Source organism: Pseudomonas sp. PH1b (assembly GCF_000633395.1).
Taxonomy (GTDB): domain Bacteria; phylum Pseudomonadota; class Gammaproteobacteria; order Pseudomonadales; family Pseudomonadaceae; genus Aquipseudomonas.
Map to the genome: position 1 here is coordinate 240,968 of NZ_AYMU01000009.1, position 14,238 is coordinate 255,205.

Genomic DNA, 14,238 nt, shown 5'->3' on the forward strand with positions numbered 1-14,238 from the left:
GTTCTCACCAAAGAGTCATTCATAGTATTCTAAACCAGGAGAGCGTCTTGCCAATACCACTTTTCAGATCATGGTTTGCCGACCAGCGCAACTCCCTTTGTGCCAATGAACAGTCCACTACACTCCTCGACACATCTATAGTGCGGGAATCTTTGTAAACAATATTAAGCTCCTGATTAGTGTGTTCAGAGATCACATTGATGATGCTTCGGAGACTCGTCCCTATACCACTACCAATATTAAAGGTGCGAAAGCCACCATTGTAGACGCTCGCGTTGATCATAGCTTCAACCACATCTTCGATGTAAACATAGTCTCTGACTACTGACCCATCCCCCCAAATCTCTATGGGCTGACTAGCCAGAAACTTAGATATAAATGCGCCGATGACACCTTGCTTCTTCTGAGCATATTGATAGGGACCATAAGGATTGGATACCCTAAGATTAATCGCCACAATACCGTGCAATCTCTCGTAAAGATGGAGATACTTCTCAATGGCTAATTTACTGACACCATAAGCACAAATCGGATGCTCAGGATAGTTCTCCGGGGTCGGGATAACTTTCGCATCACCGTACACCGTCCCCCCTGACGATATGAAAATGATTCGCTTGACTTGTGCGGAGCAGCAGGCATCAAGTAACTGCAAAGTTTGCAGAATATTCTGTTGAGCATCCAGTATCGGGTCGGCATTGGAACTGGCGGGAGTACTTGTGCTAATTAGATGGAATACGATATCCACATCTTCAACAGCTCGAATAATATCGGCAGTATTTAGAAAGTCACCCTGGATCAACTCACATCCCTCTATATTAGTAGGGTGCTTGGAAAAGGATTTCAAGCGACGAACTCGACCACGTAAGGCGCGGCAAAGGTTAGTTCCGATAAAGCCGCCCCCCCCCATGACAAGGCATCGCTGATTGATCAGATCATTGCTATTCAATGTTTCCACGCTCATCGGTTAGATGCTCGTTTATCTAAGTTGAACTGTGTGTTCAACTCGTCAATATAGTTCGCCGCCTGAAGAACCGTCTCTTCAGGCAGGCAGTAATCAACAGCCACACTTCTTTGGACTGCTACAATCTCGTCAACTAACCTAGCAGCACTGCTCCCACCAATCACGCTACCAGCATGACGACGATGCAGGTTCAGTGGCCGTGGATTGAACGCAATCTTACCCTCCTGCAGAATCTTGACATAGGCCAGCCAGTCACCGGCCTTACTCAGCGAGCAAATAGCCTCGAAATGCTCAGTGAAAACTCTGGAGAGGCTTTCACGCCTGAAGAGCACGCCACTTACATTCGGAATAGTATTCTTGATTGCCAAATGACGAATGATCTCATCTTTACCTTCGGCGATATAGGGCAGCTTCCAGCGCTGATCGCAAATATCAGTAAGATAAGCGTGATAATTTTCCGAAAGGCGCTGCCCACGCCCATCGATCTGTTGGCTTTCACAGTAGCTAAGGCTCACCTGCGGATCTCGCTCCATTGGCGCTAGAACCGTCTCGAGAAACTCTGGCGAACTGAGATCATCGGCTTCAGCGATCCAGACGAAATCGCCATTAGCCAATGCAATCCCCTTGGCCCACTGATCAAATACACAACCGGAATTATGCTGGTTGACTATCAACCGACATTCGACAGTATTTTCATCCAGCCATTGGCGGATCTCTTCAACACCGTTATCTGTGGAGGCATCGTCGAGAATGATCAGTTCATAGATGGGTAGCGTCTGCTGCACAATTGAGTCCAGGCGCTGACGGATATATCGGGCATAGTTGTAGTTGGGAACTACAACCGAGATTTTTGGGAGACGGATGCCGGCATAGCCACAAAGATCGAACAGATAGCTGCGAAAAGCATATTCCCGATCCACTAAGGCGCTCGCCTCCTCCCCCAGATCACGTGCTACATCAGGTTGATTCAGCAACTCCACAATCGCCTGACCGAAGGCCTGAGTATTTTCGGCGGGTACTACCGTACCACCTATATGCGAGACCAGTTGAGCACCACCACCAGTCTCTGCGAAAGCTACTACCGGCACACCGGCATCAAACGACTCGAGAACCACGTTTGGAAAAGGATCTTCACGCGATGCCAACGCATATACATCGGCCGCCGCATGGTAACTAGCGGTCTCAGGTTCATAGCCAAGGAACCTGAATGATCCCGTCCGGCCTTTAATCAATATATCAACCTCGCGGCGAAGCTCTTCGTCCCAGTGCCCGATCCAGACGAACAAGGCATCCGGTTTTTGGGAGAGAGTGGCTATAGCAGCATGGACAAACAAGTCGACCCCCTTACGCCGGTCGGCATAGCCCACGGCGAGGATCAATGGGGTATCGTTTACAACCCCGAGACGAGAACGAACCTCTGCTCGAATCTGCTCCTTGCGGAAGCGGTACTGGTTACGCCGCCACAACCCCTGTGGCCGAATGGTGCCCTGCCCAGGTTCAACTGTGGCAAAGTTCTCAAAACCTTCTTCAACGATCCGTGCAGGGAAAACTACACGGTGAGCGCCATCAGCAATGCTCCGAGCATGCTTGCCTAGATTGTTGGACTGAATAACGCCTGGCATTTCATGAATCAGACAGACGCAAGTTATTCCTTGTTTGGCCAAATCACTGACAAAAAGCCCGGACACTGTGGTGTTGACAATCGCATGACGGACACCGCTTTCGGCTAGCTGTCGCGCGAGTGCAGCGGATCGACTCACAAAATCAGCGCCAGGAAATAGCTCGTGAACCGAGGAAAGATGCGCGAACTGCCCCTTCAAACGACCATCGCCTAGCAGAACTGTATGTATATCAAACTTCAAGTCGTTTGCCAGCGAACGGACCATGCCAAGCGCAAGGAACTGAGCCCCATGAGGATGGGCATCGTGAGAAACCACGACCATGCGCTCACGATGCTGACCAGCGGGTTCTTTGGTCAAGGCTTTCCGCGTCGCGTCCAACCAAGCATAACCAAACTTTTGATCAGGCTCGAGATGCGCACCCTCCGCCCACTCATTCCAAGCGTTAACAAACACCAAACGCTCGTCCGGTGAGGCCGTGCTTTGACAGGTCTCCGAGATGGCACTCTCCAGCCAGCCCTGATAAGACTCGGGCGAACTATTTAAAAATATCGTGGCGCCACGCTTACGTCGGGCAGTGTTATCCCATGATGGGCAGACACTACGGAACAAACGGTAGGAACTCTTTTTATACTCTCTAGCTCGTGCAGGAAATACTTTCCAATCGTATACCGTCCCGCTAAAAGTTGATTCTAGCGGCTGCACTTCAGAAGTTATGTTCGGTGGGGCGGAATTATTCGGGGGAAACTCGATGGCAGCATCAAAACCATATTTGGCTGGATCGACTGCTTCGAATGACTGGGTATAGGCTAAGTAAATTTCGCCAATACCATGCTCGCGAAACCATTTACGCCAACGCTCACTCGTCTCCAAAGCCGATGGCAATAAGCTTGGACGATAGATAACCAACAGTGGTTTGCCATCAATACAGATATATCGCGGATCTTTTAGATAACGCGCAACATCAGCCGCAAATGCAAGATCATCCTCAGGAGAGTGCTGCTGTGCAATCAGTATCTCACTATCCTGCCCATCCCAGCGCCTGCTCCAGTTCTCATTGGCCCAGCAGAGACAAAACGGATGATCAAGACTAGCATCTGCTAAGTAGTTCTCAATTGGTTGTTCCAACAATCGTTTGCCACCAAACCAATAGTAGTAAAAACAGAAGCCGCCTACTCCATATAACTTCGCAAGCTCAATTTGGCGCTGTTGTACCTCTCGGTCGAGCAGGCTGTAATAGCCCAACTCACCGGGAATGTGCGGTTGGTAATGACCAGTGAATAGAGGCCGAGCCGGTTTTACATTGGTCCACTCCGTAAAACCTTCTCCCCACCACTCATTATTTTCGTCGATTGGGTGAAACTGCGGTAGATAAAAAGCGATTAACCGAACAGGCAGATTGACTGGAGCTGAAGCTCTGAGCAGTGATACGTACTGACCACTGCTCTGAGCCTCCTCCAAAGCCAAAGCCGGAGCGTCAATGGCATTGCTCTCGGCACTTTCTATCTCCGGTCCATTCATGCCATACCAACTGCGATAGGCTTGACTCCATCCGAAAAAATAGGGATATCGCGAGAACAAAGAATGCTTGAACCGAGCTTTCGAGTAACTGGATAACGGCAATATATGCCAGACAGAACGAGATATGTTGCTCAACTGTTTACGGCTCTCTCGAAGCGGTGCATCGAGTAGTTTTCTGCGTGCCAAACGCAATGGTTTGGTAAGACTCCAAGATTTACTGAAAAGAATTTGCTGAATCTCACGCTGGAGGTCCAGAACACGCTGAGAATGAGCTTTAGCAAGTTGAAGTTGCTCATTCACTTTGGCATTCAGCGCTAAGATTTGTAATTCACGCTCTGCAAGCTCGTCGTTACAAGAAATTAAGCGCTCATTAAGGATGTGATTTTTCTCGCCACACGTTACAAACTGTTTATGACACAGTGAAATACTCTTATTTAAGCAAGCTATTTCTTCATCACATTTCACAAGCTGTTCACTTCGAACTGCAAGATTTTCGTTCAATTCGAAAATCAGCTCATCATGCTTAGCCAACTGTTCGTTACAAGCTAAAAATTTTTCATTTAGCTCAACAATTAGTTTATCACGCTGGACAAGCTGCTCACTACATATCACTAGCTTTTTGCTTAAATCTACAACTTGCTCATTACGCTCAGAAAGTTGCTCACTGCAAACCGTAAAGCTTTCGCTTAAACCAACAAGCCGTCCATCAGGCTCAGCAAGTCGTTCGCCACATACCATAAGGCTATTATTCAAGCCAACAAGGCGCTCATTACTCAAAGCAAGAGCGTCGCCGAGCTCATCAATTTTTTGAGACTGTAAAACCAAAGCCTCATTGAGCTCATTATTCTGCACTTCTTTATTAGCTATGTTAGCCCACAACTCAGCACGAGTTGCCTCCAGGCTGTTCACATAATCCAATAGAGGCGAAAAATCTTTAAATTTACCATTCAAAAAAACCAACTTATCAATCACGTCTTGTGCAATCCCTTGCTTGCCATCAGAGATACCACTGAGCAATTCATAGACGACCGAAACCAACTCGACTGCCCGACTGTCAAGACGCAACTCAGCCAAAGTGTAGTGCGTATGACGCAAGCTCTGATCTAGAAACTCTTGCTCAAACTCAGCAACGAGCGGAGACTCCCGGTTGGGGATCGATAATTCTAGCGTCGAAGCAATACGGCACATTTGCGAATATGGTGAGTCCATGAGCTTATCATACTCAACCAATACTCGCTTTTCGTTCTGAGTCTGCAATACACACGGTAGAGTGTGCTGCAACCAAAGCATATATGACTTTTCCGCAGGCAAGGCATTTCGACTCTCAAGAGACTCAATAACACTTGCAGGGTTTCTCAAAGCAATTACATATCGAGTATCACAGCCAACTATTTTAAAAACTTCTTGCCAAAAGAAAAGCAGTCGACATGTACGGGGATCTTTGAACCCCCAAATATCGCCACTCTCAATGAATTTTTGAGAAATTACTTGAGCTGCCTTGATTCGCAAACTATTAATTTCATCATTATCTTTAATGTCTTCCCAAGCGAAGTCGAGGTGATCGTAAGAAGAACCTAAACACTTCAATAATGCTTCATTAATTTCGAGGCAATCTCGATCCTCCCAAAATCCCTTTGGGTTATCAGAGGATGCAGGATACAGGTTATCTCCTAATCCTACACCAAGAAGCCGCAGGCTACGGGTAATCGCGCTAGTACCACTACGGTGCATACCCAAAACGACAATTAGTTTTTTCCTATTCATTGCAGGCACTCAATTTCGGGATGCAACCAAAGTCGACTATTGCCGTTGCCAAATTCGCAGAGTCTGGCAGAACACGAAACATTTCGACATCAAGAAGACGATGAAGATAAGTATCTACTCCATCAATACAACCAGTTACACCTGCATTTAAAAAATATACACCCGGATTCAAACGGCAACTAAACTCAAATTCGACTCTAAAAATTTGCCCTTGTTCGACCATAGAGACACCAGCAGAAACCTGATTTGCAGTGTGCGCGCCACCTACCTCGATACCCGTCATAGTTTTAATCAGCATACCAAATCGAACATTCGTTACAGCACGACTAAATGAAACACTATAAGTATACCGATAAGTATTATTTCTAATTAAATTATTAAATCGCTCACCTGATGGCGACAGAATAACGGGAGACTCAATAATGGCTCCATTACTAGCGTACTCAATTGTACTTGTAGGTCGAAGACTGGGGTCAAAGCTCTCTCTCAACGCAGAGCCTTCTTCACTCAAAAGAAGATTTTTTATCTCCGGCGCATGAGCAAGCGGCCCGTCGATGAGCAAACTATCACGTACCTGCTTACGAATGATCTCTCGTGTCTCTACAGAAGCATAAAGCAGCTTTTGATAGCGCCCCACAATAATCTTTGGGCTACCAATACTGAGTAACTCTCCAGAATCAATTAGTATAGCTCGATCACATAGATCAATGACTGTCGCCCCCGAATGAGAAACAAAAAGAATAGTTGCACCACCTTCTTTTATTGCCTCAATACGAGAAAAACATTTACGCTGAAATAGCTCATCGCCTACAGACAGAGCTTCATCGACTATCAAAATTTGCGGATCAACATTAATAGCCACAGAGAAAGCCAGTCGCACCAACATGCCACTAGAATAGGTTTTAACTGGCTGATCGATAAACTCACCAATCTCGGCAAAGCCTAATATATCGTCAAGCCGTGACTCTATATATTCTTTCGTTAAACCTAAAACAGCAGCATTTAGATAAACATTTTCTCGCCCTGTAAACTCAGGATTAAATCCGGACCCCAATTCTAGGAGAGCTGCAATTCGACCATTGGCCTGAATACTGCCGCCAGTTGGATTCAATGTACCACAAATCATTTGCAGTAATGTTGACTTGCCGCTACCGTTGCGACCAACAATTCCGACAGTTTCCCCTTTCCTTATTTCAAAGGAAACCTCCTTAACCGCCCAAAACTCTCGATAGAACTTCCTACGCCCCCCTGCAAGCATCTGCAAAAGCCGATCACGTGGCTTTTCGTAAATTTGATAACACTTGCTCAGATTATCTACTTTGATAGCTAACTCAGAGGACATCGGCAAAACCCTTTCTAGTCTTCTGGAACCAGGCAAAACCAGCCCATGCGACAACTGCGGCTGCGAGAGTATAAATTGACAACTGTTCGTAATCCGGCATCTGCCCCCAAAACATAACCTGACGCACTTGTTCAATTGTGGGTGTCAACGGATTCATAAAAAGATATGGACGATATTCATCCGGTAACGCAGTCGCGGGATAAAATATCGGCGAAAGAAACATCATTGTCATTGTAACAACACCAATAAAGTGCGCGATATCTCTTAAAAACACGCCCAACGATGCCAACCACCAAGAAACCCCCATAATAAATAAAACGAGAGGAACGATGACTAACGGAAGGCTTATAAGAGCCACATGTGGAATTCCAAAAAAAACAATATAAACAACTAACCAAACAATAAAACTAATCAATGCATGAAACAATGCAGCGCCCATTGTGACCCAAGGAAGAATCTCTAGAGGAAAAATGACCTTCTTGACATAATTCACATTAGAGACAATTAAAGATGGCGAGCGATTGACACAGTCAGAAAAAATATTAAATATCATCAAGCCCGCAAAAAGCACCAACGCAAACTCAGCCTTAGAATCGCTCCCGACACTCCAGCGCGCTTTAAACACAAAACTAAAGACAAAAGTATAAACAGCCAACATAAATATCGGATTAAAAAACGACCATAACAAACCCATAATAGACCCCCGATAGCGGCCTACCACTTCGCGCTTTACAAGCTCTTTTATTAATCGACGATTTCGCCAAAAACTTACAATCATTTCCTTTGGAGAGATTGAAAAATTCAACATCACACACACACCTCAGCTCGCCCAAAGATTAAACCATGCAAGTCCTTGGCAGGCCATGCGAGAACTTTTCCAGTTAGCAAATTATAGTCAAGCACTGAGCGACTCCAAAAACCATCACGTATACTCAACAGAGTAATAGCCGGACACCTCAAAAATGAACATCTAAAAAACAAATCAAAACTTTGAACTCTCGTCGCTAGCACGTTCCTGAGATCAACCAAAATCCGAAAGACTTGAATTTAGGTTTTATCACATTAAACACCCTTCACTAACAGCGACCATATAAAAGCCTTCTTTGTTTTTTAGTCCGTAAAGCAAATTACAAATCAACTTAATTCTCAGGCCACGAGCATTTATGCGAGATACCACATCTCACAATTACAGAACACCGCGAGCAGCGATCAATTGAAGCACTCAAATAAACTAGCACATCCATCGCAAGCATTCTTATATCTAGCATACAAACCTGGACAAATCTCATTTGACAACCGCCTCACTCAAGGTAACGGTGAATCCAGGCAAGTAAACTTCAGCAAAAGAATCGAGAGCGGCACAAACCTGTTGGCCCATAAACTCAGACATAATTAAAATATTGAAACCAACAACGCCGAAAACCGAATAATCTATAGCGCTAGAGTCTTTGGGCGACTTAAAATAGCTCTCTAGGTCGTTTCTATACACAATACTCTCGTTTATCAAGAGGGCAACCGACTAAAGACAAAGAAGTTGCCGAAAAAGATAGCGTTTCCGATAGCCGAAATTATCATGAATTCAGATTTTCCCGAAGATCGCAGCTGCGACTAGCCCAATATTACCGAGCAAAGTCTGACGATAAACACCTGTTCGCTTAAGCTGAATAAGGCGTGGAATCAGGTTCATTTTCCGCGCTGCGGAAAACTCCTGGAAAATTTTTTTATTTTCTGGTGTGAGCCTGTGCTCAAGAGTATGTAAGGCGGCGATATTGCTGTCATTCCACTTCTTGAAACTCCCCTCAAAAAGCATACGAATACGCTTAAGACGAGCCGCCCAGTTGGAGTTCGTACCAATCAAGTTTCCATTGTGCTGACGATAGCGCAAGGTTGGTTCATGATCATAAAATACTTGGCCAGCGCAGCCTGTCACCACGATATACGCCCACCAGTCATGAGTAATAATTGGACTGTTTTCTCCGGTTTCTCGAAGTAGGTCGCGTGCAGCGTTGTTAAATACCATAGTGTTGCCACCACCGATGTTTTGCATCAGGGCATTAGCAAAACTAGGTTTTTTTAGAAAAAGTGGTGACACGCCAATTTCATTGTTTTTTTCATCCACCAATCTGGTGCGAGAGCAATATAAGGCAGGGACATCTGCGGGCACTGTCTGCAGCCACTGTACAGCTCGGGTCAGCTTGTCCCTCTCCCAAATATCATCTTGATCAGAATAAGCGTAGAAGTCCGCTTCAATATTATCTTTGCACGTTAGTGAGAGAAAATTGGCTGCAAAACCCTCTGAAGGTCCGGAACAAACGAACAAGCTCCCCTTAGGCCATTTTTTTTGATAATTTTCAAGAATCGCGTATGTATCATCTTCAGAGCCATCATCAGAAGCCCATACCTCCCAATTTGAGTGAGATTGAGCCTCAAACGAATTCAACTGTTCAGCCAGATAATGCTGCCCGTGGTAGGTGCACAATAAAATGGCCACCTTCGGCAAAAAAGCACCCACACCACTCAAGCCGTCGGCTTCATCACTGGACAGTGCACCCGAAGAATTTAGTTTGCTGATCAATTGAGAGTCAAACATATCACTGCTTGAAGTCACATCTATACCAGCCTGATTAAATTGACGCATCCATCGGCCTTTACTGTGAAAAAATCGACGTACAATACGTAGACCCCAGCCCCCAAAACACCGTCCGTGGTGCCAGAATCAAAGGGTGCGACCGTTCTAAGACGCTCAAAAACCACCGCAGTTTACAACTCTACGCAAGTTTACCTTTACACTTGATATCCGGCAATGATAGCGGTAGGCCGGCGTTCAGATCAGCAAGAAAAGCGGCGTCACTGATACTCAGTCCCAATCGCGCGTGGTAGGTTTCTACTCCAACAGCCACGACCAAGCCCCTCCCACAACCCCGAACATACAGCACAAATCGTCGCCTGCTGCCTTCAGTTAGCGATGAAATGCACGCTATTTTCCACCTTCACCACCTTTGGCCTCAGTAGTTATACCGGTGCCTGATACGCGGGAGCCAAAAAAGCGGCGCATCAACAACACCAGAACTCCCGTTATCACACAGACAGAAAAAACTCACATATAAAACAATGACGTAGCCTTGTAATCATGGATGATCATGGTATTCATTTCCCTCAAGCTGCTGGTTTACGTACTTTACAGCAGCATACCTCATACAGAAACGGCATAGACGGCGTTGAAATACCGTTACTGTACTTGAGTCAAAAAATGGATTCGGGATTCACACCTAAGACCCATTTGTGAGACTGCCACTCATGATGTGCGACTATCGAGCAACCAAAACGTTCAGAGTATTCCATCAAGTCGATAAATTACAAACTGATTCAGTCTAGACCACGCGCCACTTTTCAATAGCGTTCAAAAACCCAGCATTGCAGCAACACGACTCAAAAGTCCCCACTACAATTTCAGCCCTTGTTAGCAAATCGTCGACTGGACTGCTACTGATCCGGCTGGCCGTCGAGAGCCCCTCCCAATAAAAGCGCCCAATGGCGTATCTGGTCATTATGATGTTGCTGACTGTACTGGTGAGTCTGCGTCACCAAGAAGCCGGTTTCGCCCCCTAGATGATTGGCAACGTGGTCCAGCTGCTCACTGGACAGCGATGCGGGTCTTCAACGGGCGCGCCCCATGTGTCGAGCATGCTCGCCGGTACCACCATTTGGTTGACTCCATTACCTGCTTCCTCCCTTCTACTAGCCGATGACGGTACAAGCCTCTGCCTATTCAACTCTGACGGCTGGTTATGACGTGTTGACGATGCAGGAGTTCTGGCGCAACAGCCGCAGCCCGGAGGGTGCCTATATGCCGAACTGATCTTGCCCCTGTTACATGCCGGGCTCTACGGCCTGTGCACCGAAATCGATCAGGGCCAAAAGCTAGGCGACGCACTCAAGGGCCATGGGCAGGAGTGCCATTCTTCTCCCTCATGCTATGAGTCGATGCTGTGTGTGATTGGTCTCGCCTATGTGACCTTGTACATAGTTAAGGAGCAGGTGGAGTTGCACATCAAGACTGCAACCAGGATCGGCAACCGCCGCGCCTTCATGGCCAATGGCGGGCACATGCTTTTGGAGTGCCCGCGTCTGGGTGAGTCAGCGGCCCTGCCGCTGTGCGACCTGGATCGCTTCAACGCTTGAATGATACCTGGGGCCACCAGACCGACGATAAGGCACTGGCTACCTTCAGCCTGATTTTCACAGAAAGCCTGCGCAGAAAAGATGTATTTACCAGTATTAGATTAGCGGTGAAGAATTTGCCTGTCTGCTGATGGCCGCGAGTGAACAAATCGCAATGCAAATTACAGAAAGGATTGGTTAGGACTCTTCCAGCCTGTAGCTCCTGGACTTGGACTGCTCAGCGCCAGCATCGGAGTAGTGACCAGCAAAGCAGTTGGGCATGATTTATCCCACTTGCTGCCCCTGACCGATGAAACGCGGCATGAGACTAAGGGCCAAGAGAGAAATCGGCTACAGTCGACCTCCAGGAGCAAGCTGAAGTGCAGCTGAGCTGGGTCGCGTTTATGCAACACAGATGCAATGCTCCGCTTCTGACTCCCCCTCCACTGCTTTCATAGAGCTGTTCTATAACTATCCCCATTCTCCACCCCCCACAACAAGGCACTTAGCCAGTATTCCCGGCACGACCAAAGCCCGAATAAAATCCCCTCTCTCCAGGACTCACGGATGACAGGGAATGTGGAATAAAGAAGCCGCTATCAGTCACTTGAACAGCCACGCCCATGCGGGCAGCACCGGGCGCTGCGCCGCCTATACCCGGCAGGCGATCGAAGCCGGTGGGGGTGGCGTGATTCTGCACAGGAAGCACTCGGCCAAGGACTTCGGCTCATCATTGACCTCCGCCGGTTTTATCGAACAACCGGCCGGCCAGACGCCCGCAGCAGGCGATGTGGTCATCATCCAACCCATCCCCGGCCATCCCCACGGGCACATGGCGATGTTCAACGGCACACTCTGGGTGTCAGACTTCAAACAGTTGCATGGTTTTTACCCGGGGCACTCCTATCGGGTTAAGAAACCTGACTACAAAATCTATCGCCATCCGTAAGGGGTTCCCCCATGAGAATGCTTTTCTGCTCGCTGCTGGCGGCCGTCGCGCTGCACCAGTCGGTCGCCCTGGCCGATTGCGCCAGTTCGCCCAAGCCTGCAACCCAGGCCTTTTACAGTTGGTACCTGCAAACTTTCAGCGAAGACAAGGACCCGCTGACTGACAACCTGCCGGAGATGAAGAAGTACGTATCGGACTCGCTGATCACCAAGATCAAAAAGCAGATGGCCAGCCCTGATGGGCTGGAAGAGGACTATTTCATCAAGGCTCAGGACTACATGGATGAGTGGCTGACCCAGATCAAGGTCAGCGACCCCCAGGTCCAGGGCTCCACCGCCAAGGAGCAGGTCACCCTGGGCAACACACCCGATACCACCCAGGTCGTCGACGTAAGGATGATCAAGGACAAGGGCTGCTGGAAGATCGACGAAGTGATTTCCACTGCCGACCAGAGCGACTGATCCCTTGCTTCCCCGCCACGGCGCCAGCCGTGGCATGGGCGCAGGCCGCCGAGAAGAACCAGCCAGGGATGCCGGCGTTCAGCACCGAGGGCTGCGACGACCTTGGTGCGCAGGCCCATCGGCAGGGTGCCTCGCAAGGTAGCTCGTGCCTGATCGCCGAATACCTGCAGCAGTACCGCTGCGCGCTGTTGCAGCCCCCTCCCCGGCCGCGCCGCGATTATCGATCCGCCACGCCAACCCTGCTGTGCCCAGGCCCGGCGTGGCGGGTTTCGTCCTCTATTGCTTGGCTGGCGTTATCGGGCCTGGAGCCTTTACCTGAGTCATCAGGTCATCGTCCCACTGCCCCTCGACCTTGACCTGGGCCAGGGCCCCCAGCTCCATGGCCTCGATCAGGTTGTGGTTGAGGTACACATAGGTGCCCGGCTGCTTGAAGGTATAGAGCGCCGCCAGGGCCGAACCGCCCGGGATGAACCAGGTCTCCAGGTTGCGCTGGGGCGCGTTGGCGAACTTGCCGGTGGTCCAGACCCAGTCGCCGTGACCGCCGATCAGGTGCGGACGGCTGTCGCGATTGGCCTGGGAATGAATGAACAGTACGCTTTCACCGACCTTGGCGGTCAGCGCATTGGCACCGGTCAAGGCACCCACCCGACCATTGAACACCACATGGCTCGGGGTCAGCGTGCGCATCACTTCACGGGTGTCCTGATAGCTTGAGGCGAGGGTCGGGTAGTCCTTGTAATGCCCGTCCTTGTCTTTGGGAATGTACAGGTCGAACTCGCCGATGGTGTAGGCGCGGTCATAGTGCAGGGGTTTGCCGGCAGGGTCCTTCAGACCCTCGCGAGGCAGCACCATCAAGGTACCGCTCATGCCCGACACCACGTGCCAAGGCACCATTCCGGAAGGTGCACAGTGATAGACAAAAGTACCGCTGCGGTCGGCCTTGAAGCGCAGCACCACTTCCTGCCCCGGCACCACCTGGGTCAAGGCTGCCCCGCCCAGCGCACCGGTAGCCGCATGGAAGTCGATGTTGTGGGGCATGCTGTTGCTGGCGGGGTTGCTCAGGGTCAGCTCGACGTAGTCTCCCTCATGCACCACCAGGGTCGGGCCGGGCATCGAGCCGTTGAAGGTCATGGCCTGGAGGGTGGTGCCCTGCTCGTCCACCACCATTTTTTTCTCTTCCACACTCATGTGGAACTGCATCACCTTCGGCGGCCCGGTGACACTCTGCTCATGGGCGTGCACCTGGGGAGGGGTCACCAGTTCCACCTTGACCCGCTGCAGCCCGTCGGCACCACCCGCCAACGCCAGACCGGATGCACAGCCGCCGGCCACCACACACCATTTCAACCACGATTGAAGAGCTCCCATGCTTTGCGTTTCCATGCCAATGAAGGTGATTCATTGCAAAGCAAGCGAAGGCAAATCGTATTGCCTCAGGGCAATAAACGGCTGCGCCTCAT

10 protein-coding genes are annotated in these 14,238 nt (G+C 49.1%); 4 read left to right on the plus strand and 6 right to left on the minus strand.

Annotated elements, in window-relative coordinates:
- Positions 1-19 precede the first annotated feature (19 nt).
- From U873_RS0116630 to U873_RS0116645, 5 genes are all read right to left on the minus strand, one after another.
- Positions 20-961: an NAD-dependent epimerase/dehydratase family protein gene (locus U873_RS0116630; RefSeq protein ID WP_081818671.1), complete on the minus strand. Its 942-nt coding sequence runs from the start codon at positions 959-961 to the stop codon at positions 20-22.
- Complete coding sequence (locus U873_RS35270) at positions 958-5,865, minus strand: glycoside hydrolase family 99-like domain-containing protein (RefSeq protein ID WP_081818672.1); 4,908 nt, start codon at positions 5,863-5,865, stop codon at positions 958-960. The genes U873_RS0116630 and U873_RS35270 overlap by 4 nt, the downstream gene beginning before the upstream one ends.
- Positions 5,858-7,207, minus strand: coding sequence for an ABC transporter ATP-binding protein (locus tag U873_RS35275; RefSeq protein ID WP_081818673.1), 1,350 nt, complete (start codon positions 7,205-7,207; stop codon positions 5,858-5,860). Before U873_RS35275 ends, U873_RS35270 begins: the two co-directional genes overlap by 8 nt.
- Positions 7,197-8,015, minus strand: coding sequence for an ABC transporter permease (locus U873_RS0116640; RefSeq protein WP_025129337.1), 819 nt, complete (start codon positions 8,013-8,015; stop codon positions 7,197-7,199). The genes U873_RS35275 and U873_RS0116640 overlap by 11 nt, the downstream gene beginning before the upstream one ends.
- A gap of 771 nt (positions 8,016-8,786) precedes the next feature.
- Positions 8,787-9,845, minus strand: coding sequence for a glycosyltransferase family 2 protein (locus U873_RS0116645; protein ID WP_081818674.1), 1,059 nt, complete (start codon positions 9,843-9,845; stop codon positions 8,787-8,789).
- Between the two features lie 1,223 nt (positions 9,846-11,068).
- On the opposite strand from U873_RS0116645, the gene U873_RS36695 reads away from it, so the two are divergent.
- The 4 genes from U873_RS36695 (at position 11,069) to U873_RS0116660 (ending at position 12,778) form a co-directional block, all read left to right on the plus strand.
- The gene (locus U873_RS36695; protein ID WP_157838095.1) at positions 11,069-11,389 is read left to right on the plus strand and encodes a hypothetical protein; all 321 of its coding nucleotides are present in this window, start codon (positions 11,069-11,071) and stop codon (positions 11,387-11,389) included.
- Positions 11,362-11,520 (plus strand): diguanylate cyclase domain-containing protein, encoded by a 159-nt coding sequence (locus tag U873_RS37585; RefSeq protein WP_115658618.1) that lies wholly within the window; start codon positions 11,362-11,364, stop codon positions 11,518-11,520. The genes U873_RS36695 and U873_RS37585 overlap by 28 nt, the downstream gene beginning before the upstream one ends.
- Positions 11,521-11,945: 425 nt before the next feature.
- Positions 11,946-12,317 carry a hypothetical protein gene (locus tag U873_RS0116655; protein WP_025129340.1) on the plus strand — a complete coding sequence of 124 codons (372 nt, stop codon included), beginning with the start codon at positions 11,946-11,948 and terminating at the stop codon, positions 12,315-12,317.
- Between the two features lie 11 nt (positions 12,318-12,328).
- Positions 12,329-12,778, plus strand: coding sequence for a DUF3828 domain-containing protein (locus U873_RS0116660; protein ID WP_025129341.1), 450 nt, complete (start codon positions 12,329-12,331; stop codon positions 12,776-12,778).
- 276 nt (positions 12,779-13,054) lie between these two features.
- Here U873_RS0116660 and nirK read toward each other — a convergent pair whose 3' ends face one another.
- Positions 13,055-14,146: a copper-containing nitrite reductase gene (gene nirK / locus U873_RS0116665; protein WP_025129342.1), complete on the minus strand. Its 1,092-nt coding sequence runs from the start codon at positions 14,144-14,146 to the stop codon at positions 13,055-13,057.
- Between the last annotated feature and the right edge of the window lie 92 nt (positions 14,147-14,238).

Bases quoted from the DNA above. Each gene is read 5' to 3' on its own strand.
- U873_RS0116660 (WP_025129341.1), top strand. From the start codon at position 12,329: ATGAGAATGCTTTTCTGCTCGCTGCTGGCGGCCGTCGCGCTGCACCAG.
- U873_RS0116645 (WP_081818674.1), bottom strand. From the start codon at position 9,845: ATGCGTCAATTTAATCAGGCTGGTATAGATGTGACTTCAAGCAGTGAT.
- U873_RS35275 (WP_081818673.1), bottom strand. From the start codon at position 7,207: ATGTCCTCTGAGTTAGCTATCAAAGTAGATAATCTGAGCAAGTGTTAT.
- U873_RS0116630 (WP_081818671.1), bottom strand. From the start codon at position 961: ATGAGCGTGGAAACATTGAATAGCAATGATCTGATCAATCAGCGATGC.
- nirK (WP_025129342.1), bottom strand. From the start codon at position 14,146: ATGGGAGCTCTTCAATCGTGGTTGAAATGGTGTGTGGTGGCCGGCGGC.
- U873_RS0116640 (WP_025129337.1), bottom strand. From the start codon at position 8,015: ATGTTGAATTTTTCAATCTCTCCAAAGGAAATGATTGTAAGTTTTTGG.
- U873_RS35270 (WP_081818672.1), bottom strand. From the start codon at position 5,865: ATGAATAGGAAAAAACTAATTGTCGTTTTGGGTATGCACCGTAGTGGT.
- U873_RS0116655 (WP_025129340.1), top strand. From the start codon at position 11,946: ATGTGGAATAAAGAAGCCGCTATCAGTCACTTGAACAGCCACGCCCAT.